Origin of the sequence: Hoeflea sp. Naph1, from assembly GCF_046837775.1 — a bacterium.
Lineage (GTDB): Bacteria > Pseudomonadota > Alphaproteobacteria > Rhizobiales > Rhizobiaceae > Hoeflea.
The window spans coordinates 2,228,328-2,253,042 of record NZ_CP177286.1; the positions used below are offsets into that span (position 1 = coordinate 2,228,328).

The 24,715-nt window shown below is 60.9% G+C and carries 26 protein-coding genes and 1 other RNA gene; 18 read left to right on the forward strand and 9 right to left on the reverse strand.

All coding sequences use genetic code 11. The annotated features are described in order from the left end of the window. Positions 1-36 precede the first annotated feature (36 nt). Entirely contained in the window at positions 37-3,996 is a 3,960-nt protein-coding gene (locus ACK6D9_RS10530; protein WP_412051785.1) for an AsmA family protein, read from the forward strand. Positions 3,997-4,006: 10 nt separating this feature from the next. Here ACK6D9_RS10530 and ACK6D9_RS10535 read toward each other — a convergent pair whose 3' ends face one another. From ACK6D9_RS10535 to ssrA, 4 genes are all read right to left on the reverse strand, one after another. After that, complete coding sequence (locus ACK6D9_RS10535; RefSeq protein ID WP_412051629.1) at positions 4,007-4,270, reverse strand: ribbon-helix-helix domain-containing protein; 264 nt, start codon at positions 4,268-4,270, stop codon at positions 4,007-4,009. Between the two features lie 3 nt (positions 4,271-4,273). Then, positions 4,274-4,468: a DUF4169 family protein gene (locus ACK6D9_RS10540; RefSeq protein ID WP_412051630.1), complete on the reverse strand. Its 195-nt coding sequence runs from the start codon at positions 4,466-4,468 to the stop codon at positions 4,274-4,276. A gap of 12 nt (positions 4,469-4,480) precedes the next feature. Beyond that, the gene (locus ACK6D9_RS10545; RefSeq protein ID WP_322988836.1) at positions 4,481-5,053 is read right to left on the reverse strand and encodes an SspB family protein; all 573 of its coding nucleotides are present in this window, start codon (positions 5,051-5,053) and stop codon (positions 4,481-4,483) included. Positions 5,054-5,216: 163 nt separating this feature from the next. After that, positions 5,217-5,587, reverse strand: a transfer-messenger RNA (tmRNA) gene (gene ssrA / locus ACK6D9_RS10550). 113 nt (positions 5,588-5,700) lie between these two features. On the opposite strand from ssrA, the gene ACK6D9_RS10555 reads away from it, so the two are divergent. The 8 genes from ACK6D9_RS10555 (at position 5,701) to ACK6D9_RS10590 (ending at position 12,729) form a co-directional block, all read left to right on the forward strand. After that, positions 5,701-6,009, forward strand: coding sequence for a DUF2853 family protein (locus tag ACK6D9_RS10555; RefSeq protein WP_322988837.1), 309 nt, complete (start codon positions 5,701-5,703; stop codon positions 6,007-6,009). A 166-nt stretch (positions 6,010-6,175) separates the two neighbouring features. Further along, the gene (locus ACK6D9_RS10560) at positions 6,176-7,336 is read left to right on the forward strand and encodes an exo-alpha-sialidase (RefSeq protein ID WP_412051631.1); all 1,161 of its coding nucleotides are present in this window, start codon (positions 6,176-6,178) and stop codon (positions 7,334-7,336) included. A gap of 91 nt (positions 7,337-7,427) precedes the next feature. Next, positions 7,428-8,222, forward strand: a complete 795-nt coding sequence (locus ACK6D9_RS10565; RefSeq protein WP_322988839.1) for a thymidylate synthase — start codon at positions 7,428-7,430, stop codon at positions 8,220-8,222. An 8-nt stretch (positions 8,223-8,230) separates the two neighbouring features. Next, positions 8,231-8,758: a dihydrofolate reductase gene (locus tag ACK6D9_RS10570; protein WP_322988840.1), complete on the forward strand. Its 528-nt coding sequence runs from the start codon at positions 8,231-8,233 to the stop codon at positions 8,756-8,758. Positions 8,759-8,902: 144 nt separating this feature from the next. Next, positions 8,903-10,009: an FtsH protease activity modulator HflK gene (gene hflK / locus ACK6D9_RS10575; protein ID WP_322988841.1), complete on the forward strand. Its 1,107-nt coding sequence runs from the start codon at positions 8,903-8,905 to the stop codon at positions 10,007-10,009. Then, the gene (gene hflC / locus ACK6D9_RS10580) at positions 10,009-10,944 is read left to right on the forward strand and encodes a protease modulator HflC (RefSeq protein ID WP_412051632.1); all 936 of its coding nucleotides are present in this window, start codon (positions 10,009-10,011) and stop codon (positions 10,942-10,944) included. The genes hflK and hflC overlap by 1 nt, the downstream gene beginning before the upstream one ends. A gap of 17 nt (positions 10,945-10,961) precedes the next feature. After that, complete coding sequence (locus ACK6D9_RS10585) at positions 10,962-11,150, forward strand: DUF2065 domain-containing protein (protein ID WP_322988843.1); 189 nt, start codon at positions 10,962-10,964, stop codon at positions 11,148-11,150. A gap of 103 nt (positions 11,151-11,253) precedes the next feature. Further along, the gene (locus ACK6D9_RS10590) at positions 11,254-12,729 is read left to right on the forward strand and encodes a DegQ family serine endoprotease (RefSeq protein WP_412051633.1); all 1,476 of its coding nucleotides are present in this window, start codon (positions 11,254-11,256) and stop codon (positions 12,727-12,729) included. Between the two features lie 81 nt (positions 12,730-12,810). Here the strand turns inward: ACK6D9_RS10590 and ACK6D9_RS10595 are convergent, their stop codons facing one another. Continuing rightward, positions 12,811-13,377 (reverse strand): GNAT family N-acetyltransferase, encoded by a 567-nt coding sequence (locus tag ACK6D9_RS10595; RefSeq protein WP_412051634.1) that lies wholly within the window; start codon positions 13,375-13,377, stop codon positions 12,811-12,813. Then, positions 13,374-14,264, reverse strand: a complete 891-nt coding sequence (gene serB, locus ACK6D9_RS10600; protein WP_412051635.1) for a phosphoserine phosphatase SerB — start codon at positions 14,262-14,264, stop codon at positions 13,374-13,376. The genes ACK6D9_RS10595 and serB overlap by 4 nt, the downstream gene beginning before the upstream one ends. On the opposite strand from serB, the gene miaA reads away from it, so the two are divergent. Next, positions 14,263-15,165: a tRNA (adenosine(37)-N6)-dimethylallyltransferase MiaA gene (gene miaA / locus ACK6D9_RS10605; RefSeq protein ID WP_412051636.1), complete on the forward strand. Its 903-nt coding sequence runs from the start codon at positions 14,263-14,265 to the stop codon at positions 15,163-15,165. The two genes, serB and miaA, sit on opposite strands and share 2 nt — an antisense overlap. 105 nt (positions 15,166-15,270) lie before the next feature. Then, positions 15,271-16,044 (forward strand): GGDEF domain-containing protein, encoded by a 774-nt coding sequence (locus ACK6D9_RS10610; RefSeq protein WP_412051637.1) that lies wholly within the window; start codon positions 15,271-15,273, stop codon positions 16,042-16,044. Positions 16,045-16,260: 216 nt separating this feature from the next. Here the strand turns inward: ACK6D9_RS10610 and ACK6D9_RS10615 are convergent, their stop codons facing one another. Further along, a complete protein-coding gene (locus ACK6D9_RS10615; RefSeq protein WP_412051638.1) occupies positions 16,261-18,279 on the reverse strand; it encodes an ATP-binding protein in 2,019 nt (672 codons plus the stop codon). A 322-nt stretch (positions 18,280-18,601) separates the two neighbouring features. Here ACK6D9_RS10615 and ACK6D9_RS10620 point away from each other — a divergent pair, with 322 nt between their 5' ends. The 6 genes from ACK6D9_RS10620 to ACK6D9_RS10645 all read left to right on the forward strand — a co-directional run bounded on the left by ACK6D9_RS10620 (position 18,602) and on the right by ACK6D9_RS10645 (position 23,508). Beyond that, positions 18,602-20,377 carry an acetolactate synthase 3 large subunit gene (locus ACK6D9_RS10620; RefSeq protein ID WP_412051639.1) on the forward strand — a complete coding sequence of 592 codons (1,776 nt, stop codon included), beginning with the start codon at positions 18,602-18,604 and terminating at the stop codon, positions 20,375-20,377. 27 nt (positions 20,378-20,404) lie between these two features. After that, positions 20,405-20,977 carry an acetolactate synthase small subunit gene (gene ilvN / locus ACK6D9_RS10625; protein ID WP_348437334.1) on the forward strand — a complete coding sequence of 191 codons (573 nt, stop codon included), beginning with the start codon at positions 20,405-20,407 and terminating at the stop codon, positions 20,975-20,977. A gap of 210 nt (positions 20,978-21,187) precedes the next feature. Further along, complete coding sequence (locus ACK6D9_RS10630; RefSeq protein ID WP_412051640.1) at positions 21,188-21,781, forward strand: LysE family translocator; 594 nt, start codon at positions 21,188-21,190, stop codon at positions 21,779-21,781. An 89-nt stretch (positions 21,782-21,870) separates the two neighbouring features. After that, positions 21,871-22,491: a nitrile hydratase subunit alpha gene (gene nthA, locus ACK6D9_RS10635; RefSeq protein ID WP_412051641.1), complete on the forward strand. Its 621-nt coding sequence runs from the start codon at positions 21,871-21,873 to the stop codon at positions 22,489-22,491. Next, positions 22,491-23,150, forward strand: coding sequence for a nitrile hydratase subunit beta (gene nthB / locus ACK6D9_RS10640; RefSeq protein WP_412051642.1), 660 nt, complete (start codon positions 22,491-22,493; stop codon positions 23,148-23,150). The genes nthA and nthB overlap by 1 nt, the downstream gene beginning before the upstream one ends. After that, positions 23,119-23,508 carry a nitrile hydratase accessory protein gene (locus ACK6D9_RS10645; RefSeq protein ID WP_412051643.1) on the forward strand — a complete coding sequence of 130 codons (390 nt, stop codon included), beginning with the start codon at positions 23,119-23,121 and terminating at the stop codon, positions 23,506-23,508. The genes nthB and ACK6D9_RS10645 overlap by 32 nt, the downstream gene beginning before the upstream one ends. Positions 23,509-23,612: 104 nt before the next feature. Here the strand turns inward: ACK6D9_RS10645 and ACK6D9_RS10650 are convergent, their stop codons facing one another. Beyond that, a complete protein-coding gene (locus ACK6D9_RS10650) occupies positions 23,613-24,062 on the reverse strand; it encodes a group III truncated hemoglobin (protein ID WP_412051644.1) in 450 nt (149 codons plus the stop codon). Then, positions 24,055-24,210: a hypothetical protein gene (locus ACK6D9_RS10655; protein WP_412051645.1), complete on the reverse strand. Its 156-nt coding sequence runs from the start codon at positions 24,208-24,210 to the stop codon at positions 24,055-24,057. The genes ACK6D9_RS10650 and ACK6D9_RS10655 overlap by 8 nt, the downstream gene beginning before the upstream one ends. Before the next feature lie 93 nt (positions 24,211-24,303). On the opposite strand from ACK6D9_RS10655, the gene ACK6D9_RS10660 reads away from it, so the two are divergent. After that, positions 24,304-24,687: an RrF2 family transcriptional regulator gene (locus ACK6D9_RS10660; protein WP_412051646.1), complete on the forward strand. Its 384-nt coding sequence runs from the start codon at positions 24,304-24,306 to the stop codon at positions 24,685-24,687. The last annotated feature ends 28 nt before the right edge of the window (positions 24,688-24,715 follow it).

A 24,715-nucleotide genomic window follows, 5' to 3' on the forward strand; every position in this document is an offset into this window, starting at 1 on the left:
AGGGAGGATTGAAAGCTGGTCCGGATATTCGTCACCATCGGTGGCTTGTTGGTGTTGGCGCTGTTTGCGGCGCTGATCGCTCCGCATTTTATCGACTGGACCAGCTACCGCACGGCGTTCGAGGCGGAAGCCAGCCGTATCGTTGGTCAACCGGTCAAGGTGCGTGGTGATGCCGACGCGCGGCTGCTGCCGTTTCCCTCGGTCACCTTTTCCGATGTGACCGTGGGCGATGATGCGCAGCCGGCGATGACCATCGCGAAGTTTTCGATGGATGCCGAACTGGCCCCCTTCCTGAGCGGCGAAGTGCTGATTTTCGACATGCGCATCGAGGCGCCGAAAGCGGTGGTGCGGATTCTTGAAGACGGCACCCTGGACTGGGCGCTCAAGCGCAAGCCGACGACGCCCGGCGATCTGGTGGTTTTGGAGAATGTCTCGATAAAGAATGCCGACATAACAGTCGTCGATGAGCAGAATGGCCGCACCCACCGTCTACGCGGCATCAATGCGCAGGTATCGGCCGGTTCGCTGTCCGGGCCGTGGTCGATCGAGGCCGAGGGCGAGATCGAGGGCCACCGCGGTGGGGTGTCGATCAGTACCGGATCTGTGCTCGCCGACGGATCGATCCGCATGCGCATGAAACTCGCGCCGGATGAATGGCCGGTGCTGCTGGAAGCCGAGGGTGAGGCGCGGATCAAAGACAACAAGCCGCTCTATGACGGGTTGTTCACCTTCACCGCACTGTCGAGTGAAACAGGCGAGGGCGCCAATCCGGCGCGGCCATTGATTGTTGCCAAGGGCGATTTTGCTGCCACCAACGAGCGGCTCGCGATCGAAGAATGGCGCGCGGAGATCGGCCTGTCCGATGATCCTTATGTGGTCACCGGCCAGGCCACGATCGACACCGGCCCGGACCCCGATTTTCTGTTGATCGCCGATGGCCAGCAGATTGATATGGACCGGCTCGGCGAAGAGCAGGCAGACGCCGGTGAAAACTCTGCGCCGGTGCCGCTGGAACCGCGGCTGGCCCTGCTCAACACCCTGATTGACCGGCTGCCGCCGCCGCCGCTGCCCGGACGGATATCGCTCATCCTGCCGGCCATCGTCGCCGGCGACACCACCTTGCGGGAAATACGGCTCAACGCCCGTCCCGATGGCAATGCCTGGTTGATCGACAAGTTCTCTGCCAATCTTCCCGGCCGCACCACGGTAGAGGCGCGTGGGCGGCTCATGTCCGGCGCATCGGCAAGCTTTGACGGCACGCTCACCGTGGCCTCGACCCAGCCCTCGGGTCTTGCCAACTGGCTTGTCGGCGATGTCGACCCGGTGATCCGGCGGCTGAACGCTGCCGGCTTTTCCGCCAATGTCAGCCTGTCGGCACAATTGCAGCGTTTCGAGGCGCTGGAGATAGCCATCGGACCGGCCATTCTCAAGGGGCGGATGGAGCGACATTTGCCGGCTGAGGGCGCACCCTCGCTGTCAATCGAGTTGGCCGGCGACACCTTTGATGTCGATGCCGTCCGCGCGCTTGCGCTGCTCGTCGATGCCGATGGTGGCGCGGTCGGTCCGCTGACCGATTACAATGTCGCCGCCCGCATCAAGGCGGATATCCTGACCGTGGACGACTATCAGCTTGGCGGTGTCGATACCTCGTTTCTCTGGCGCGACCAGCGCCTCACCGTCGAAAATCTGGCATTTGCCGATCTCGCCGGTGCGTCTGGAGCGTTTACTGCAGCACTCACCGGCCCGCTCGAGGCGCCGAGCGGTACGGTTGACGGGCATATGAGCGCGGAAAGTACCGCCGGTTTGTTCGATCTTGCCGACCGCCTCAGCGGCGGCCACGCGCTGGTGCGCCGTCTGGCGGCCAACAGCTTTGCCTTTGATGGGCTGTCGGCTGACTTGAATTTGAACCTGACGCCGGAGTCCGGGCCTGAACTGGCGCTGGAAGGGCAAGCCGGCGGCAGTGGCTTCAGCCTGCGCGCAAGTGGCACCGGCCTGAGGCCGCGCGGCGACGGTCCGCGCACGGTTACCATCGATATCGACAATCCCGAAGCCTACCGGGTTCTCGAGCAGGTGGGCTTTGCGGTACTGCCCTATGAGGGCGAAGGCCCCGCAGCGCTCAAGCTCAATGTTACTGGCGGCGCTGACAGTGGTGATCTCGCCATCGACGCAACATTCTCGTCGGGTTCGACAGTGTTGTCGCTTGACGGCAATGGCACCATGCCTGCCGCCGGGCCGCTCACCGGCCTGTTCAGTCTGGGTGTTGAGTCCGGTGACATTGAACCCTTTGCCGTCATGTTCGGGGTGTCGCTGCCGCAGACCGGAGCCGGGCTGCCTGCATCGCTGACGGCCAGTCTGGCGATAAATGGTGAGCAGACCCTGCTGTCTGAAATTGAGGGTGCAGCCGCCGGCAACGAATTTTCAGGCGAGCTCAGCTTTGACCGGAGCGTTGACCCGATAACCGGTACCGGCACGCTTCATGTCGAGCGCGCAGATCTGGACTGGTTGTCGACGCTCGCGCTCGGGCCTTCATTGACGGGCTCCGACGGTGCCATCTGGAGCGCCGAGCCATTCCTGCCGCCGGCGCTCGGACAGCCGGAAATGCAGATCGCGCTGACAGCCGACCGCATCGAACTCGGGCGTGCCGGCAATGCCCGCAACTTCACATCCAAGCTGACAACCGGTTCGGGCGTGATCGCTTTGGCAGGCGCCGAGGCCGACTGGTTCGGCGGTCGTCTCGGCGGCGATCTCTCGCTGACCAATGCCGATGGCTCGGTGTTCCTGTCGGGCAGGGTTTCCTCAACTGCGGTCGATCTTGCCGCGGTCGAGCGCGCCATCCATGGATCTGGTGTGCTGACTGGCGAACTGGACATCAGCGCAAGCATCGAGGGGACCGGCAAGTCGATGCGCGACCTGGTGGCTTCGCTTGCCGGTGGGGGTGAACTGGCAGTTGGCGATCTCTTGATCAATGACCTGGACCCAGGGGCCTTTGCCCGTATCCTCGGCGCTGCCGACAGGGAAGACTTCAAGATCGAGACCGATACGGTCGGCGACATGGTTGCCGGCTTCATGACCGGTGGTGAAATGCGCGCCGAGAGCCTGGCTCTGCCGTTCACGCTGACCGGCGGAGTGATGCGCTTTTCAACCGCGGAGATCGACGGCGAGCGGGCGAGGCTGACGGGCGATGCCCGGGTCGATCTGCTCGGGCTCAAACTCGAATCCGATTGGCGACTGAGTTTCGATCCCGGCGTCGAGGCAATCCCCGGTGGCGATCCGTCCGTGGTGTTCGCAATTGCCGGGCTGCTGGTCGATCCGGCGCTGTCGATCGATGCTGCTCAGATGACCAATTACCTGTCTATGCGGGCTTTCGAACGTGAACGGCGCAAGGTCGAATTGTTGCAAGCAGGTGTGGTCGAAAAACAGCGATTGCGCCGTGAGGTGGCATTGCTCAAGGAACGCGCCGCGCAGCGCCAAGCCCGCGCCGAGGTTGCGCAGGCCGCTCAACGGGCGATCGAGGAAATCAACCGCCAGGCAGAAGAAGAAGCCGCGCGATTGGCCGAGGAACAGGCCCGCCAGGCAGCCGAGGCCGAAGCAGCGGCCAGGGCCGCCGAACAGCTTCGTGCCGAGCAACAGGCGAAAGCAGACGAGCAGGCCAGGCGTGAAGCGGCGGAACAGGCCGAGCGTGAAGCCGCCGCACAGGCCGAGCGTGAAGCGGCGGAACAGGCCGCGCGGCTTGCTGAGGAAAATGCCCGAAAGGCGCGGGAAGCAGAAGCTGCGGCGGGAGCCAAGACCGAGGCGCAGCGCGCCGCGGAGGAGGCGGCCCGCGAAAAAGCCCGACAGGCGCCGACAGTCGAACGCCGCCCTTTGCCTGATCCGGTTGCCGATCCGCCTGCAGCGGTGGACAATGAACCACCCGCGCAGGGTCTTCCCCAACTTCAGTTCGAGGGTCTTCCCGGCGTCAACGATCCGATTCGCAGCCTGATAGCCCCCGATGGGTAGGATTTGTTGGCTAAATGTCGTCGGATTGGTCGTTGCGAGAAGTTTGGCTGGCGCCGCCGTCGAGCGCCCATTCGAGTACCGCCACGCGGATTGCCGATGACAAGTTGCCCGGTGTTGACTGGTTGCCATCGATTTCAGCAATCAGCGCCGCCACCGAAAGATCGCGCTGCGCGGCCATCTTTCTGAGCGCATCCATGAAGGCGTCTTCAAGTGTGATGCTGGTGCGGTGGCCGCGAATGTTGACCGACTGCTTGCGGATCCGCCCATCGCTCATCAGTCAGCTTTCAGGCTTGCCGGGATCGCGGTGCGAAGCCTGGTGATCGCGCGTGGCCTTGTCATTGCGGGCTTTGGCCAGTTCGCGCTCGGCCTTGCTGCGTCCGTGCTCGAAGCGGTTGCGCTCGGCAGCGGCTTCCTTGTCGGCCCGGTCGCGGCGTTTGCGGGCGGTGCGCAGATTGACGATATCGCCGCTCATGGCACCAGCCTGTCAGCTTTTCTTGCGGAAGGAATCGAGCGAAACCACATCGGCGCCCGGCTTTTTGTCCCCGTCGCCGTCAGGTTCCGTGCCGGCCTCGTTGGTAGAGGCTTCCTTGGTCTTGGATGCGTCGGCGCTTTCGGGCTCGACCAGTCGCTCGATCGTGCCCGCCAGTTCGGCGCGTTCGTCACCTTCGTTGTCGCCACCGTCATTGGCCGCGTTTTCGAGCACGGTGTCGAACTCCAGCTCGAAATTGACTGACGGATCGTAGAATCCGCGCACGGCGGCAAACGGAATGATCAGTTTTTCCGGCTTGTCGGAGAAGGAGAGGCCGATCTCGAACAGCGATTCCGTCACTTTCATTTCCCAGAACTGATGCTGGACCACGATGGTCATCTGTTCCGGGTAGCGCTCCTTGAGCGCGGTCGAAATCCGCACGCCCGGGGCTTCGGTCAGGAAGGTGATGAAAAAATGATGGTCACCGGGCAAATAGCCGGTTGCCGCAACTTCGGACAGGACCTTGCGGATCACGCCGCGTAGCGCGTCCTGGGCAAGTATGTCGTATCGAATGTGGTCTTGCGGCATCAGCGCGTTCTTTCCTGTCACCTTGCCCGTTCGGGCTACGTATCGCTTAAGATCAACTCGTACGATGGTTACAACATTGCCGAGTCAGCATGCCTCTTTATAAGCGCAAACTGGCCCCTGCGGAAAGCCGAACAAATCCGGCAGTATCAAGGGAAGAGAAATAAGTGGAGGTTTCTGTTGCCAGGTACCTCCGAACCCCGCCCAGAAGTGCGACCCTCTAGGACTTAATTTGAAGTGTCACACCGCAATTAAGCAGCGAGACGAGCTTCCGCATAGTTGTCATTTGCAACTACAAGTTTAGCCCGATAACGGTGGTACAATACCGAACAAAAAGTCGCTCTTTACACCCTCGTCGATCCTGTTTCGCCCCCATCATCATCCGGCCGCGTGGCCTGTCGGCATCTGGGCCGGATCATGGTGGAGGCGCCGGGTACCGCCCCCGGGTCCGAATGGTTTATTTCAACGCTCGTTTATTGTCATAGCTGCTTGCACAGCATCCCCAATATAGGGAGCGCGAAGCCGCTTGAAAAGGGGTAATCCCTTCAAGCGGCTATTGACAGTGACAGTTCGATTGCCAAACATGGCGTTATTGCATTGCCACGGGAAAAGGCGTCCAGCGCGGGCTTTTCCAACAAAGGGGATTATTCATGACTGACTATACAGCCGATGTGAAGAAGTATGATGCCGGTGCATCCGATGAAACCATCGGCAAGATTGTCAAGCATCTTGGCATCGCCTTGCGCAGCCGCGATGCCTCGCTGGTTTCTTGTTCCGATCCGTCGGAACTGGCCCGCGTTGTCGAAAAATGGTGTGGCAAGAAGCTTGGCGTTACCGGCGCTGCCGCCGAAGATGCCGTTGCCGCCGTTTGCGAAACCATGAAGGCCGACCGTTCCAAGGCTCGCGTCACCTTCTATTATCTGGTTGCCAAGCATCTGGGCAAGCTCGACGCGCTTTAAGCCACGGGTTCATCTTCAGGCCCCGTTCCGGCAACCACGCCGGGGCGGGGCTTTTTGTTGCCCGGATTCTTCGGGTGTCAACGATTGCCCGGGCACCTTGCGCCGGCCTCTAGGCAGACTTTTTCATCGGTGGTATTTTGGGTTCAGATTGTCGGAGGCGAATGCGATGCCTGCAGATAACTTCACGATCCTGATCGGCACCACCAAAGGTGCCTTTATGATTTTATCGGACGCCGACCGCACCGGGTGGACAGTCAAGGGCCCCTTCTGCGATGGCTGGCCGATCAACCACATGATCGGCGATCCGGCCAGCGGCACGCTCTGGGCCGCCGGCGGTGGCGAGTGGCACGGCGCCGGTGTCTGGCGCTCGACCGATGGTGGCGAGAACTGGACGGTCACCCGGCTGACCAAGGGCACGCTCGATGACTGGGCCGCCAACGATCCAGATTTCGCTTCCATGGTCAGCTGGACCCCCGAAGCCTTGCCGTTTGCTGGTGATTTTTCACAGGTCTGGTCACTCGGCCTCACCCACGGAACGCTTTATGCCGGCACCAAGCCCGCGGGTTTGCTGAAAAGCGGCGACGGCGGCGCGAGCTGGGAGAAGGTGCAGGGGCTGACCGATCATCCCTCGGCAGCCGACTGGAACCCCGGTGCCGCCGGGCTGGTGCTGCATACCATCGTCTCCGATCCAAAAAATCCGCAAAAGCTCTGGGTCGGCATTTCGGCGGCCGGCGTGTTTGCCACTGAAGACGGCGGTGCTTCCTGGGAACGCCGCAACCGGGTGTCGAATGCCGAAGCCTGCGCCGGTCACGATCATCCGGCCGGCCCGCGCGACGGTGAAATCGGCCATTGCGTGCACAACATGATGCGCGCGCCTGGTTCTTCCGATCTGCTCTACCAACAAAACCATCACGGGGTCTGGCGCTCGGTCGATGGCGGCCGCAACTGGGATGACATTACCGAAGGGCTGCCTTCGACATTCGGCTTTCCGATCAGGGTGCATCCGCGCGACCCGGATACGATCTGGACGTTGCCGCTTAACGGCGACAACCAGGGCCGCTATCCACCCGATGCTGCCGCCGCGGTCTGGCGCTCCCGCGATGGCGGCAAGACCTGGCAGGATATGCGCGAAGGCCTGCCGCAGCAAAGTTGCTATTTCACGGTTCTGCGTCAGGCCATGGCAGGCGACAGCCGCGATCCGGCCGGGGTCTATTTCGGCACCAACAGCGGTTCGCTGTTTGCCAGCATCAATGAGGGCGATACCTGGCAGGAGATCGCCCAGCATCTGCCGACCATCCTGTCGGTGGAAGTTGTCGACAGGCAATAGTCGGGCAGGGCGGGGATAACCTGCGGGCAGCGTTTCGATGGCGCGCCAACTCCGCTAAGGTCTGGCCATCTCGAATCACAAAGCGGCGGTCATGCGGCAATATCACGATCTACTTCGCCTGGTGCTTGAACAGGGCACCGACAGGGACGACCGCACCGGCACCGGCACGCGCAGCCTGTTCGGTCATCAGATGCGGTTTGACCTGGCGGAGGGGTTTCCGGCACTGACCACCAAGAAGCTGCATCTGCGCTCGATCATCCACGAGTTGCTGTGGTTTCTCAAAGGCGAAACCAACATTGCCTATCTCAAGGCCAATGGCGTCTCGATCTGGGATGAATGGGCCGATGAAAACGGCGATCTCGGCCCGGTCTATGGCGCGCAATGGCGTTCCTGGCCGGCGCCAGGCGGCAAGACCATCGACCAGATCGCTGGTGTCGTCAGCCAGATCCGGAACAACCCTGCCTCGCGCAGGCACATCGTCTCGGCCTGGAACCCCGCCGAGGTCGATGACATGGCGCTGCCGCCGTGCCATTGCCTGTTCCAGTTCTATGTCGCCGATGGCAAGTTGTCCTGCCAGCTCTATCAGCGCTCCGCCGACATCTTTCTCGGCGTGCCGTTCAACATCGCCTCCTATGCATTGCTCACCATGATGGTGGCCCAGGTCACCGGGCTCAAGCCCGGCGATTTCGTCCACACGCTGGGCGATACGCATCTGTACAACAACCATTTCGACCAGGCCCGGCTGCAATTGTCGCGCACCCCGAAGCCATTGCCGACGATGCGGCTCAATCCCGATATCAACGATCTGTTCGGTTTCAGCTACGAGGATTTCACGCTTGAGAATTACACCCCCGATCCGGCAATTTCCGCGCCGATCGCAGTGTGAGCCACCAGATGCCCAGCGGTAATCCGGATATCAGCATCGCGCTGGTTGTCGCCCGTGCCCAAAACGGGGTGATCGGTCGTGATGGCGACATGCCCTGGCGGCTGCCGTCCGATCTCAAGCACTTCAAGGCGGCAACGCTCGGTGCGCCAGTGATCATGGGGCGCAAGACATATCAATCGATCGGCCGACCTTTGCCGGGCCGTGCCAACATCGTCGTCTCCCGCTCCGGATTTACCGCCGATGGCGTGGAAGCTGCTCCCGATCTGGAGGCAGCGATCATCCGCGCCGGTGAACTGGCCCGACAATCGGGTGCGGACAAGGTGTCGATCATCGGTGGCGGTCAAATCTACGCCCAGGCGATGGCGCTTGCCGACCAGCTTCATGTCACCGAAGTCGATGCCGTCATCGAAGGCGACACTTTGTTTCCTGCAATCGATTCGCTCGTATGGGAAAGGGTCAGTCTGTCCGATCCGGTGCGGGGCGAAAACGACAGTCATTCCGTGCGTTTTGCGCTGTGGCGTCGCCGCGCAGCATAAATCGACCCTAATCGGGCCAAATTGGCATCGGAAACGCGATGTCGCGTTGAAAGCGCCCGCCGCCATACCTATAACGAGGGCAGCGTGCGCGAACCATTGGTTTTCGGCGGTGAGCGGCATAACACAGTTTGAAAAGAGGTCTTGATGCCCTGGAGTAATCAAAACGGAGGAGGCGGCGGTCCATGGGGCGGCGGCGGTGGCGGCAACAATCAGGGTCCTTGGGGCAAGGGTCCGCAACCGCCGCGCGGCGGCGGCAACCCGCCCGATCTTGAGGAATTGATCCGGCGCGGCCAGGACAAGCTGCGTCAGGCTTTGCCCGGCGGCGGTGGCGGCTCGGGCAGCGGCAAGCTGATCGGCGTTCTCGTGGTTCTCGGTCTGGTCGGGCTTTGGCTGATGCAGTCGGTCTACACGGTCCAGCAGGACGAACGCGGCGTCGAGCTGCGCTTTGGCGTGCCCAAGGACGAAATCTCGCAGCCAGGTCTGCACATGGTGTTCTGGCCGTTTGAGACGGTAGAATTGACCAGTATCGTCGAGCGCGAAATGAGCACCGGCGGCAGTTCGCGTACCGGTTCCAGCGACGGTCTGATGCTGTCGGGTGACCAGAACATTGTCGATGTCGAGTTCAAGGTGCTTTACGGGGTCTCCGATCCGAAGGCGTTCCTGTTCAACGTCGCTCGTCCGGAAGACACATTGCGTCAGGTTGCTGAAAGCGCCATGCGTGAGGTGGTTGGCCGTAGGCCGGCACAGGACATTTTCCGTGATAATCGTGAAGCCATCGCGGTTGAAGTTCAGACCATCATGCAAAACGTGATGGACAGCTTCCCGGCAGGCATCGCCATCAATCAGGTCTCGATCGAAGACGCGGCACCGCCGCGCGAGGTTGCTGACGCCTTTGACGAGGTGCAGCGTGCCGAGCAGGACGAAGACCGGTTTGTCGAGGAAGGCAATCAGTACGCCAACCAGAAACTTGGTCAGGCGCGTGGTCAGGCCGCTCAGAAGCGCGAAGAAGCGTCGGCTTACAAGGACCGTGTCGTCAATGAGGCGTCCGGTGAAGCCGGTCGTTTCCTCTCGGTCTATGAAGAATACGCCAAGGCGCCTGAAGTGACCCGTTCGCGGCTCTATCTCGAGACCCTGGAAAAGGTCCTCGGCGGATCCGACAAGGTGATCATCGGCCAGGATGGTAGCGGTTCTGGCGTGGTGCCTTATCTGCCCCTGCCTGAAATCAAGAAAAATGCCGGAGGCACCAACTAATGGGCAATCGTCTTCCCCTTATTCTCGGCCTTCTGGCCGTCATCGCCTTCATCGTCTGGTCGTCGATTTTCGTGGTCAACGAACGCCAGCAGGCAATCGTCACGCGCTTTGGTGAGATCCAGGACGTCAAGACCGAACCGGGGCTGTATTTCAAGCTGCCCTTCGGCTTTGTCGATGCTGATACCGTGCAGTATATTGAGGATCGTGCGTTGCGCTTCGATCTCGAAAACATGCGTGTTCAGGTTTCGGGCGGCAAGTTCTACGAAGTCGACGCATTCGTGCTCTACAAGATCACCAATGCGCGACTGTTCCGGCAGACTGTTTCCGGCGATCTGGCTTCGGCCGAATCCCGGCTGCGTACCCGCCTGAACTCGGCCTTGCGTACCGTTTACGGTCTGCGTGGTTTCGAGGCGGCATTGTCGGAAGAACGCACCTCGATGATGCGGGAAGTCCGCGACCAGCTTCGTCCTGAAGCCGAAGCGCTGGGGCTGCGGATCGACGATGTTCGCATCCGTCGTACCGACCTGACCCAGGAAGTCTCGCAGCAGACCTTCGAACGGATGAAGGCCGAGCGTCTTGCCGAAGCCGAACTGATCCGCGCACGTGGTAACGAGGCGGCGCAGCGTATTCGCGCCATCGCCGACCGTCAGGTCGTCGAAATCGTCTCCGAGGCCACGCGTGATTCCGAGATCATCCGAGGTGAGGGTGATGGTGAACGTAACCGCATCTTCGCCGAGGCGTTTCAGCGCGATCCGGAATTCTTCGAGTTCTACCGCTCGATGAATGCCTATGCTGAAGCGTTGTCGGATTCGGGCACCACCATGGTGCTGTCGCCGACTTCGGAGTTCTTCCGCTACTTCGGCAGTGCCAAGGGTGCAAATGCGCCTGCGCCTGCTGCTCCGGCAAATGCGGCTCCCGCCGCTGCCGCCAACTGAAACAGGATTGACCGCCGGTGAGCACGTTCTTTCTGGCAGTTGGACTGGTACTTGTCGTGGAGGGGCTGGCCTATGCGCTGGCCCCTTCGTTTATCCGGCGCATGGCCGCGGAATTGCCCAAGCTCGGCGATGAATATTTGCGAACCTTCGGCGTCGTGGCGCTGGCGATCGGGGTCGGCCTCGTCTATCTGGCCCGACATCTCTGATCGTTTGCATTTAAATGCCGACGGAGTGATTGGTTTCGCCGGAATAACGCCCTATTTCTAAGCTCAATCGTATTGATGTATCGCTGCGTAAGGAGACTGCCAGATGAGGAAATTCCGCTTTCGTCCCGTTGGAGTGGCATTTGCCGCGGCCATGTTGATGGCGTCCCCGGCAATCACTCAGACCCGCGCGGAAACCCAGCAGGGCCCGGCCTCGGTGGCCGATCTTGCCGAAGGCCTGCTTGATGCGGTGGTCAATATCTCGACCTCGCAAAGTGTCGGTGGTGCTGTGGCGCCGCCGCGCATGCAGGTCCCGGATGGCTCGCCGTTTCAGGATTTTTTTGACGAGTTCTTCAAGGACCGCGATGGCGAAGGCCTGCGCAACCGCAAGGTCTCGTCGCTCGGATCGGGTTTTGTCATCGACGCCAAGGAGGGCGTGATCGTCACCAACAATCATGTGATTGACGGTGCCGACGATATCGAGGTGATTTTCGCCGATGGCTCCAAGCTCAAGGCTGAATTGGTTGGCGCCGATCCGAAGACCGATCTTGCCGTGCTCAAGGTTGAACCAGTCAAGCCGTTGACCGAAGTGCCGTTTGGTGATTCCGATGAAATGCGTATCGGCGACTGGGTGATGGCGATCGGCAATCCATTCGGCCTTGGCGGCACGGTGACGGTCGGCATCATTTCCGCGCGCGGCCGCGATATCAATTCCGGGCCCTATGACAACTTCATTCAGACCGATGCCGCCATCAACCGCGGCAACTCCGGCGGACCGCTCTTCAACATGAACGGCGAAGTCATCGGCATCAACACGGCTATCATCTCGCCGTCAGGCGGCTCGATCGGCATCGGCTTTGCCGTACCCACCGAACTCGCCGTCAATGTCATCAACCAGCTCAAGGAGTTTGGTGAGACCCGGCGCGGATGGCTCGGCGTGCGAATTCAGCCTGTAACCGATGAAATTGCCGAAAGCCTCGGCATGGACAAGGCCATGGGTGCGCTGGTGGCCGGCGTCATTCGCGGCGGGCCGGTCGATGACGGATCAATCGAGCCCGGCGACGTGATCATCCGCTTTGACGGCAAGGATGTAGACACCATGCGCGACCTGCCGCGCGTTGTCGCCGAAAGTCCGGTCGGCAAGGCGGTCGATGTGACCGTCATCCGCAAGGGCGAGGAGCAGACTGTCAAGGTGACGCTTGGCCGGCTTGAGGACAGCGATCAACTCGCCAGCGCCGATGATGTCGACGAGCCCGGCTCGGATCTCGCGCAGACGCCGAAAACGGTGGCGGTGCTGGGCATGTCGCTGGCTGAGCTGACCGCGGATAGCCGCCGCGAATTTGGCATTTCCGATGAAGTCGAGGGTGTGCTGATTGTCGCAGTGGACCCGGATTCAGCTGCTGCCGACAAGCGCATCGAAGCCGGCGATGTCATCGTCGAGATCGCCCAGGAAGAAGTCTTGACGCCGGCTGATGTCGAAAGCCGCATCGCCGCCTTGAAGCAGGACGGGCGCCGTAACGCGCTGTTGATGCTGTCGGGCAAGACCGGTGAACTGCGTTTCGTGACCGTGCGCATGGACTGACCGTCGTTCTGCCAAACCAATAATGAAGGGCGGCTTACGGGCCGCCTTTTTTTATTTCAGCATTTGCCCCAGTCAGCCGCCTCAGTTGCGCGGCGCTGAGGCGAGTTTCTCCCACAATGCATGGCGCTTGAGATGCGGCATGTCGTCGGGAACCATCGGGTGGTCAAAGCTCAGATCCGGCCGTTCACGCATGCCGATGCGCGCCATCACCGCAAGCGAAGGCCGATTGCTGGCAACCGCATAGGCGACGATACGCTCCAGCCCCAAATCCTCGAAGCCGTGGACCAGCAGTGCCCGCGCGGCTTCTGTGGCCAGACCTTTGCCCCAGGCTTCGGGGACGTAGCGCCAGCCGATTTCGACTCCGGGTCCGGTAGTTTGCGTATGGCGCATCCGGCCCAGACCGACAAAGCCGATCGGTACGCCGGTTTCCAGATCTTCAGCGACTGCCCAGCCAAATCCGTTTTCAGCCGTACGGGCCTGCATCTGATCGAAATTCTCGTCCGCTTCGGCGCGGCTCCAGCGCCATGGGAAATAGCGCTGTATCTGGTCGTCGCTGTTGACCCGATGAAAGAATGCACGATCGGTGTCGGTGTCTTCCCAGCCCCGGATGCGTTGCCGCTCGGTCAGAATTGTCCGGCCGATCTTCATGCCGGCACAAAATCAGTCAGCCGGTAGCCCTGCAGATAGAGCAGCGCAGTCAGGTCACCATGATTGATGCGGATTCCGGCCTGTGCGGCAACGGAAGGCTTGGCGTGCAGCGCCACGCCGGTGCCGGCGCGTCCGAGCATGCCCAGATCATTGGCGCCGTCGCCCACGGCAATGGCATCGGACGGATCAAGCCCCAGACGTGCGGCGATCTCCTCAAGCGCATCGACCTTGGCCTGCTTGCCCAGAATAGGTTCGCGCACGGTGCCGCTGAGCTCGCCATCCGCTTCTTCAAGGATGTTGGCGCGGTTTTCGTCAAACCCGATCTTGCCGGCGACCACCGCTGTGAAAGCGGTAAACCCGCCCGAGACCAGCGCGCAGTAGCCGCCATGGGCGCGCATGGTGGCAACCAGTGCCGTTCCGCCCGGCGTCAGCGTGATGCGGCTTGCGATCACCTGCGCGATGACGCTGACCGGCAGACCGGCCAGCAGCGCCACGCGCTCGCGCAGTGCCGGCTCGAAGGCAATTTCACCATTCATCGCCCGCGCAGTGATGCCTGCGACCTTTTCCTTGAGCCCGACTTCAGCGGCCAGTTCGTCGATGCATTCCTGACCGATCATGGTCGAATCCATATCGGCGATCAGGATCTTCTTGCGCCGCGTCTCGGCTTCCTGCACCGCCGCGTCGACCGGCAGGTTGCCGATCACTGTCCGTAAACTGGAAAGTGCGGCGGCCGGATCGGCACCGTCTTTCAGCGCGATGTCGCAGGCCACACCATCGGCAAGCCAGTAGAGCCCCGCGCCATCCACAGCACGGCAGGCGGTTTCGCCCACGGCGACCGACAGGGCCGGATTTGACGGATTGGCGATAAGCGTGGCAACGAGGGCCATGATTGAAAAACTCCGGCGACAGGATATCACGGCGCTTCTGATAGCCGGGCCAACCGCGAGCGGCAAGTCCGCGCTGGCGATCGAGTTGGCGCGCGAGCTTGGTGGCGAGATCGTCAACGCTGATTCGATGCAGGTCTATGGTGTGCTGGAGAAATTGACAGCGCGCCCCGGGCCTGCGGATCTGGCGCAGGTCCCCCATCACCTTTATGGCCATGTAACGCCACAGACCGCCTATTCCACCGGGATCTGGCTCAGCGAGGCCAGCCAAGCCATCGCCGATATAAGGGCACGCGGTGCGATCCCTGTCGTGGTTGGCGGGACCGGGCTCTATTTCCGTGCGCTCACCGGCGGATTGTCGGATATGCCGCCGATCCCGACGGACATTCGCGACAGCTTGCGCGCCCGGTTGGAGTCCGAGGGCATAAAAGTGCTGCATCGGGAACTGGCGCGCCTTGACCCGGAGATGGCGGTGCGGCTGCGCCCTGCCGATCGCCAGCGCATTCTCCGTGCGCTCGAAGTGGTTCTGGCCACTGGCCGCTCGATCGCCGAGTTTCAGGGGCGCGGCAGTGCCATGGTGGTCGATCCCGCAACCGCCCGACGCCTGGTGCTCGAACCCGACCGCGGCCTGTTGCATGCACGGATCAACGCGCGGTTTGAAAAAATGCTCGATGAGGGCGCTGTTGATGAAGTCAGGCAATTGATATTGCTGGATATTCCCCCACAGCATCCGGCCATGAAAGCCATCGGCGTCAATCACCTCGCGGCTTATCTAAGGGGCGAGATGTCTCTGGAAAAGGTAATCGAGCTTTCCAGTGCTGCTACCCGGCAATACGCCAAACGACAAATGACCTGGTTCCGAAATCAGTTCGATTCCGGCTGGGAAAAGATCTACCCTGAGTAGAAGAAATAATTATAAGAATACTTCTAATTGAGGCTTCGTGTTAAAGCAAAGCTAACGGGTTGTGCCTACTCTGCGGCGATTGAGGTTGGGATATTCGTCGAGGCCATGCGTTTTCACAAGGCGGAAATTTTCTTTTTCTTGCTGATCGGCCTCGTTGGTTTCGGGGGCGCGTTCGCATGGGCGGCGTTTTCGGCTGCCACAAATGGCGTTGTTGTCGGTGGGGTTGAAACCGCGGCCCATTTTGCCTTCATGAGTGCAGTCCTGGCCGGTCTTTCGGTCGTCTGCGGCGTAACGTTGATCTTTCCGATCATGTCGTCCGGGCTTCGCGAGCGCGGCAAGCTTCAGAAAATGACTGAATCGCTGTCCGTGCGCTCGCAATCGCTCGAGCATGCCGCTGTCACCGATGGGCTGACGGGCATGTACAACCGGCGCTATTTTGACGATGCGTTAAGCGAGTATCTCGATGCCTTCCGGCGCATCGGCAAGCCGATTGGCATGGTTATCCTCGATCTCGATCATTTCAAGAAGATCAACGACACCCATGGCCATGATGTGGGTGACGAGGTGCTGCGGCAGGTTGCCGAGTGCCTGCGTGTTTTCACCCGTTATCACGATGTTCTGGCCCGTTTGGGGGGCGAGGAATTTGCGATCCTGTCGCCCAACATCAATGAGCAGCAGCTCTACCATCTCGCAGACCGTATCCGCCACGCTATTTCGCAGCTCAACATCAAGAGCGGCAGTGTCACCTTGAAGGTGACCACCAGCGCCGGCCTGGCGATTTGGAACGGAGCCGAAAGCGGCGAGGAGCTCTACCGACGCACCGACAAGAAGCTCTATGAGGCAAAACGTCTGGGCCGCAATCGGGTCTGCGCCGCCTGACTCGGTGAGCAAGGCCTTGTTGGGGCTGAATGAGATTTTCAGGGAAGACCCGTGTTTGCAGAAATTCTGTCCGCAGGGCAGGGCGCTCTTGGCGAAAGCCGCTGACTTTATTCAATTTGCAAATGGCCTGGAGGGCTTGAGCCGCCGCCGATATTTATCGCGGCTGCGGCTGCGGCTGCGGCTGCGTCGGCGACCGTTACGCTGGCTGGCGCAGCATCAGGGCTTGAGAAGCGATGACAGAGGCTTCTTGAGCAGGCTCGAGCGGATCGAGCGCAATTCGTGCCGAGGCCCCGCCTGCGGGTTCTGCTCACGCGATTCGCCGGCTGGACGGATGGCCTCGCCGTGGTGGTTTTGTGCGTGCGGTTCAGGGGCGGGATGCAGGGCTTCGCCGTAATTGCTTTGTCCGCGCGGCTCGGGAGGCTGCCGCATGGTCTCGCCGTGTTGATACGCAGGCGCGCCCGGGGCTGCGGCATCGTCGATGCCATCATGGGTCTGTGCGCCCGGCATCGCCAATGTCGGATCGAGCGATGGGGACTGCGCGATCCCTTCAGCGAACGCCACCGCCGGCTTTTCGGTATCGTCGATATGGCGCATCCGCATGACGATCCTGCGCAGGTCGACGCTGTTGGTGTCGATGTGGCGCACTGGTTGCAAACCCGAATTGGCCTTTGGCAGGATATGCTCGGGAACGCGCTCGAACACCATGCGCATCGGCACCGCCACAGCTTCGCCAAAGGCAATCGCCTCGCCATTGCCGATTGACGAGAGAAAACTCATGGTCGAGGCGGATGAATCCGGGATCGCCGAACGGATGATGTCCTGGTCCCGGTCATTCGACAGCCGCATTGCAAACACGGTCGAGCATTGTGACAGGATGGTCGGGTCAAGTTCGCCCGGGCGTTGAGTGATGACGCCGAGGCTGACACCGTATTTTCGACCTTCCTTGGCAATCCGTGAAATCGCTTGCCGGGTCGGGAAAAACCCAAGTTTCGGATCTGCCGGAACGTAGCGGTGAGCCTCTTCGCAGACCACCAGAATGCGCACGCCGCCAGCGCTCCACAAGGCGATCTCGAAGGCCATGCGGCACAGGATCGACGCGACCGAATTGACCACCTCGGAGGGAATGCCGGCCAACTGGAAAGTGGTGACCGGTTTGCCGTCGCCGGGAATCCTAAAAATATGGCTGATGGTAGTCAGGATCGTGTCGTGAATGGTGTTGGAGGAAAACATGAACTCGTAGCGCGGGTCGTTGATTGCCGCCTGTACACGGACCTTAAGCGATCTGAGATGAGGTTTTTCGCTGCGGCCTTCGAGCTTGCCGATCCGTTCATCGATCAACGCCAGAAGATCGGCGACCCGGTAGGGCATCGGCGTGTCAGCGGTCAGCGATGAGCGCTCCTGGGCGCGGCGCACCAGCGGGCCGTCGTGATTGCCACCCTTGAACATCCGCTTGGCCTCGGGGATGAGGTCGCGCAGCACGTCGATTTCCTCAGATATGGCCGGCCGCCCGCGAAACAGCACTTCGGTAAATTCTTCCAGCCGGAACAGCCAGAACGGCAGGTCCAGCGTGTCGGTATCGATCACCACGGATTCGGTCGGAAACGCAGCAGCAAATTCATTGTGCGGGTCAAGGATGAGAATCCTGAGCGCGGGGTCTGCCTTCAACGCCTTGTGCAGAAGCAGCGCCACCGCCGTGGTCTTGCCCACGCCAGTGGTGCCCACAACGGCAAAGTGCCGCGACAACAGCGAGGGGACATGGATAAGCGCGTCCAGCGAAGGGTCCTGCGTCAGGGTGCCGATGACGGCGGTTTCGGTTACGCCGGGATCATAGATGACGGCGAGGTCCGACGAGCGCATCCGGTGCACCACGGCGCCGAGATAGGGATATTGCGAGATGCCGGCGCTGAATTCCACCTTGCCTTCGATACTGGTTCGGATCTCGCCGACCAGTTCCACCTCGATATGCATGATGTTGTCTTCGATTTCGGACCAGGCAGCCATATTGGTCTTCATTGAGCAGACCAGGGCAACCACCCGGTTCTTGCCGACGCTGATCGAAATCAGCCGGCCGACGGACCAGAGTTCAGCCAGCCCGTTGCCATCGGTACCGGCAATGGCGCTGACTGTGGCCTTGGAACCAGAGCAGCCAATGACGCGGCCAAGCAGACGGTTTCCCGGTGCAGCGTGGTCGCGACGATTGCGACCATCGGCTATTTCGTCGGGGATTGAAGTCATGCCACTGTCCACAACAGGCCTTCCTATCTTTCACCAAGCATGGCACTGCGGGGTTAACGGGATCTTTAACCCTGTCGCATATCGGCAAATATCGGATGTTTTTGGCGAATTTTGCCGTTGACGCTGGCTTTCCGAGGCGGTACGACAATGATCATGACAAAATTTGCAAGCATTATTGTAGTACGAAGGCGCATGGGCAGGGTGGCGTAGTCACCCGGCGAAAGCACCCATGCGCGACACCAGGCTCCTTCCGGAGCCTTTTTTTATGGCTTAAACCGGGTTATTGAGCCCGACAAACAGATGGCACAAGGGGTCAGGCGATATGGCCGGCAATGAAATGGAAATGACAGGCGCTGAAATGGTCTTGCAGGCGCTGCGCGACAACGGCGTCGAACACATCTTCGGCTATCCCGGCGGCGCGGTTCTGCCGATCTACGATGAACTGCATCAGCAGGACACGATCCAGCACATTCTGGTGCGTCACGAACAGGGCGCCGGCCATATGGCCGAGGGCTACGCCCGTTCCACCGGCAAGCCCGGTGTTGTGCTCGTCACTTCTGGCCCCGGCGCTACCAATGTCGTCACCGCGCTGCAGGACGCGCTGATGGATTCCATCCCGCTGGTCTGCCTTACCGGCCAGGTCCCGACCTCGCTGATCGGCTCGGATGCCTTCCAGGAATGCGACACCGTCGGCATCACCCGGCCGTGCACCAAGCACAACTGGCTGGTCAAGGACGTCAACCAGCTCTCCCGCGTCATTCATGAAGCCTTCCGCATCGCCACCACCGGCCGTCCCGGCCCGGTGGTTGTCGATATCCCCAAGGACGTCCAGTTCGCCACCGGCATCTACACCCCGCCATCGCCGGTGATCGAGCAGAAGAGCTACCAGCCGAAACTGACCGGCGATCTTGAAAAGATCCGCGAGGCCGTCGAGTTGATGGCCGGCGCCAAGCGTCCGATCATCTATTCCGGCGGCGGCGTGGTCAATTCCGGTCCCGAAGCCAGCCAGTTGCTGCGCGAACTGGTCGAGCTCACCGGCTATCCGATCACCTCCACCCTGATGGGTCTGGGCGCCTATCCGGCGTCGGGCAAGAACTGGATGGGCATGCTCGGCATGCACGGCACCTATGAAGCCAACATGGCGATGCATGACTGCGATGTCATGGTCTGCATCGGCGCCCGTTTCGACGACCGCATCACCGGGCGTCTGGATGCGTTCTCGCCGAATTCGAAGAAGATCCATATCGACATCGATCCATCCTCGATCAACAAGATCGTCAGAACCGAAATCGGTATTGTCGGCGATATCGGCCATGTGCTTGAGGACATGGTCCGGTTGTGGCGCGCGTCGAAGAAGACCGACCGCAGCCAGTTGGCTGACTGGTGGACCCAGATCTCCAAGTGGAGAGGGCGCAATTCGCTGGCCTATCCGTCCAACAAGGACGTGATCATGCCGCAATACGCGATCCAGCGGCTCTATGAGCTGACCAAGGACCGCGACACCTACATCACCACCGAGGTTGGCCAGCACCAGATGTGGGCGGCGCAGTTCTATGGCTTCGAGCAACCCAACCGCTGGATGACATCAGGCGGACTTGGCACCATGGGCTATGGGTTCCCTGCTGCCATCGGTGCCCAGGTCGCCCACCGCGACAGCCTGGTCATCGATATTGCCGGCGACGCCTCGATCCAGATGTGCATCCAGGAAATGTCCTGTGCGGTTCAACACCAGTTGCCGGTCAAGATCTTCATTCTCAACAACCAGTACATGGGCATGGTGCGGCAATGGCAGCAGCTGTTGCATGGCAACCGGCTGTCGCATTCCTACACTGAATCGATGCCGGATTTCGTCAAGCTGGCTGAAGCCTATGGCGGCGTCGGCATCCGCTGCGACAAGCCAGGCGAGCTCGACGATGCGATCACCAAAATGATCGATACGCCGCAGCCGGTTATCTTTGATTGCCGTGTGGCGTCACTGGCAAACTGCTTCCCGATGATTCCGTCGGGCAAGGCGCATAACGATATGCTGCTGCCTGATGAAGCCACCGACGAAGCTGTCGCCAACGCCATTGATGCAAAAGGTCGCGCGCTCGTTTGAGCCGCGCCTGCAACAGGAACTGATCCCATGAACGCTCAGCACCAACCCACAGGTTCGGCCTATTTCATGACCGCCGAAACCGCCCTTCCGGAAACCCATACGCTCTCGGTTCTGGTCGACAACGAGCCGGGCGTTCTTGCCCGTGTCATCGGCCTGTTTTCCGGTCGCGGCTACAATATCGAAAGCCTGACGGTCTCGGAAACCGAGCACGAAGCGCATCTCTCACGCATCACCATCGTCACCACCGCAACCCCGAATGTGCTGGAACAGGTCAAGGCGCAACTTGAACGTATCGTTCCGGTTCACCGGGTGGTGGATCTGACCGTGCGCTCGGCCGAACTCGGCCACGACAAGCCGCTCGAACGCGAGCTCGCTCTGGTCAAGGTGACCGGCACCGGCGAAGACCGGGTCGAGGCGCTCAGGCTCGCCGACGCCTTCCGCGCCCAGGTGATCGACGCCAATACCGAGCATTTCATTTTCGAGATCACCGGTCGTGTTTCCAAGATCGAGCAGTTCATCTCGATCATGAAACCGCTCGGCCTGGTCGAGATCTGCCGCACCGGCATCGCCGCCATGAACCGCGGGCCGCAGGGGATGTGAAAAAGGCGCTTCGGCGCCGCCCCATCCGATTGCGCGCGCAAAGGCGCCGTAGCTTGGCTTGAATGGATACATGTGCCCTGTCGTGCAACTGTATCCGACAGAACGCGGCAGCCATCGGCGCCCAAACTACGCATCAATTCCCTGGCGGCGATCATGCAGCCATAGCAGTCGATCCGCCGTGGCCGGCGTGAGTTTAGAGACGGATTTTCGATGACCGCCGAAACCTTCGCCGCGCTGATCGTCTTTGCCTTTGTCACCTCGGTGACGCCGGGCCCCAACAACATGATGCTGTTTGCTTCGGGGGTGAATTTCGGTTTTCGCCGCACCCTGCCGCACATGATCGGCATCGGCTGTGGTTTTCTCTCCTTGCTGCTCGGTGTCGGCTTCGGTCTTGGCGCGCTGCTGGAAACCGTGCCGACGCTGTACCTCGCTCTCAAACTGCTCGGCGGCGGCTATCTTCTCTACATCGCCTGGAAGATCGGCACCTCACGGGCGCTGCCCGACGGCAAGGTCGGCGCCCAGCCGATGACTTTTCTCGAAGCGGCAGCGTTTCAGTGGGTCAACCCGAAGGCCTGGGTGATGGCGGTGACAGCGATGACGCTCTACACCGATCCGGACCGCTATCCGCTCTCGGTGACGCTTGTCGGCTTTGCCTTCACGCTCACCAACATGCCGAGCGTATCGACCTGGGCCGGCTTCGGCTCGGTGATGCGGCAATGGCTGTCGCATCCGGTGCGGCTGAAATGGTTCAACATCACCATGGCCCTGCTGCTGGTCGCCAGTCTCTGGCCGATGTTGCGATAACGTGGCCGAACAAGCGGTGCAGGCGTGATCACTGTTACTGACGCTCGATCCATATTGCGATCTGGCGCAACCGGGCATAATCTCCCGCCATGTCACACGATCACCACGACCACCATCACGACAATGATCTCGATCCTTTTGCCGCCCGGGTAAAAGCGCTGGAAACGATCCTCACCGAAAAGGGGTTGATTGATCCGGCCGCTATCGATGCCATTGTCGAAACCTATGAGACCAAGGTGGGTCCGCGCAACGGCGCCCATGTGGTGGCCAAGGCGTGGACCGATCCAGAGTTCAATGACTGGCTCAAGCGCGATGCCACCGCAGCGATCGCCTCGCTTGGCTATATGGGGCGCCAGGGCGAGCACATGCAGTCAGTGTTCAACACGCCTGACACTCACAACATGATCGTCTGCACGCTCTGCTCCTGCTATCCGTGGACCGTGCTCGGGGTGCCGCCGGTCTGGTACAAGGCGCCATCCTACCGAAGCCAGGCGGTGATCAATCCGCGCGGCGTGCTGGCCGAATTCGGGCTTGAACTGCCACAATCCACCCGCATCCGGGTGTGGGATTCAACTGCCGAGCTGCGCTACATGGTGGTGCCGATGCGCCCCGAGGGGACCGACGGCATGAGCGAGGCGGAACTTGCAGCGCTTGTCACCCGCGATTCGATGATCGGCACCGGTTTGCCGCTTGCGTCGGGAGCAGCCTGATGAACGGCCCGCACGATCTTGGTGGGCAGATGGGTTTTGGCCCGGTGGCGCCAGAACCCAATGAACCGGTGTTTCATGCCGAGTGGGAGCGTCGGGCGTTGGGGGTTACGCTGGCGACCGGCGCCTTCGGTGCCTGGAACATCGACGAAAGCCGCCACGCCCGCGAAAGCCTGCATCCGGCAACATATTATTCCTCGAGCTATTACGAAATCTGGACCCGGGCGCTGAAGACGCTGCTCGTGCGTCACGGTTTTCTCACGTCTGACGAACTTGAGGCCGGTCACAGCCTCGGCAAGGGAGCTGAGCCCGCGCGCGTGCTTCAAGCAGGTGATGTCGCCGCCACGCTGGCCCGCGGTGGGCCGTGCAACCGCGCGGTTGCGGCTACGCCGAAATTCGCTGTTGGCGACCGGGTGCGGACGATCAACGCCCACCCCGTCGGCCACACCAGGCTGCCGCGCTATGCCCGCGGCAAGACAGGCGTGATCGAGGCGGTACGTGAGGCTTATGTCTTCCCCGATAGCAACGCCCACGGCAATGGCGAGCAGGCGCAACACGTCTACACCGTCAGCTTCGACGGTCATGAATTGTGGGGGCAGGGGGCCGATCCGTCGCTCAGTGTCTCGATTGATGCCTGGGAGAGTTATCTTGAGCGCGCCTGACCCGTTGTCGTCTACACCGTTCCGCCTGCCATCTGGATCCGATGCTGATGCGCCGGTTTTTGCCGAACCCTGGCAGGCGCAGGCGTTTGCGTTGGCGGTGGCGTTGCACGAGCGTGGAGTTTTCAGCTGGGGCGAATGGGCCGCCCATCTGTCGCATGAGGTCAAAAGCCCGGATGCCGCAGCCGACGGCGCCGACTATTACCAGCACTGGGTTGCAGCCCTTGAGGCGCTGCTGTCGGAAAAGGGCGTGGCCGGCAAAGATATTGTCGATTCGCTTGCCGCTTCCTGGCGCCGTGCTGCCCAGGCCACGCCGCATGGCAGCCCGATTCTTTTGGAAAACGATCCGCAACACGGCTGACACGGCTTCTGTCTCAGGCAGTCATTTCACGGCCTTGGGTGCCATCGCCGGCGGTGGCAATGGCTTGATAGGCAGAATGAACAAGTCTCGCCGTCGCGGCCACGTCAGCTCAACCAGGCCGGCGGTTTGTTGAACGGCGTGCCGAAGCGGGCCATCCACAGGCTGCGGGCAATGCGCCGGGCGACCATGAGGATGGCTTCAGATTCCCGTGATTGAAACAGCCTGTCGGTGGTGGTCTCGAACAGCTCGAGCCAGAGCAGATAGTCATCTTCCTCCAGATCCGGCAACGCATTGTGCTTGACCACCGGTTGGCCCGAATATTCGCCCGAATGCAGCAGCACCGAGCGCCAGAAAAAGTTCATGCGCTCCAGATGCGGATCCCATTTGCCGGCAAGTTTCTGCTCGAACAAGGGTCCCAACCGGGGATGCTCGCGGATTGCCGAATAGAACTGGTCCACCATCTCGGCGATCTGTTCGGGCGTGATCGACACTGTCGGCGTTCTGGGCGGCGCGGCGCGCGCCGGGATGTAAACTGGATCGGGCCTGTCAGACATGGCGCGGCGTGATCATCTGCGTGATCACCCCCCAGAAACCCATATTGATGGAGGAGCGGATCAAGCGGCCATCCTGCTTAACGGAAAGGCAGCGCTTGCTGCGAACCAGATCGCCCGGCAACATGAAGAGCCAAATCATGTTTTTCATTGAAGTCCCTTAATTGGTATTAAATTTACCAGTATTTGAAATAGACAACAAATGCAATATATGAATACCCCGCCTGCGAGGTTTCACATGCATTTGACGTTGCACACAGATTACGCATTCCGCATCCTGATGGCATTGGGCCAGGCGCCCGATCAGGTTAAATCGGTTGACGACCTGGCGCGGCAGTTTGGCGTTTCCAAGCATCATCTGATGAAGGTGGCGCGCAATCTTGCTGCCGGCGGTTTTGTCGACACGGTACGCGGTCGCAATGGCGGCGTCCGGCTGGCGATGCCGGCGAGCGACATCAACCTCAAGGCGGTGGCGCTGCACATGGAGCCGGATTTCAACATCGCCGAGTGCTTTGCCAATCAAAACTGCACGTTTTTACCGGGCTGCCGCCTCAAGGGTGTGCTCGGGCAGGCGAAATACGCATTTTTGCAATCCCTGGACGGCTACAATCTGCAATCCATCATCTGAAGAATGCCGGGCTGGAAATACCCGTGCA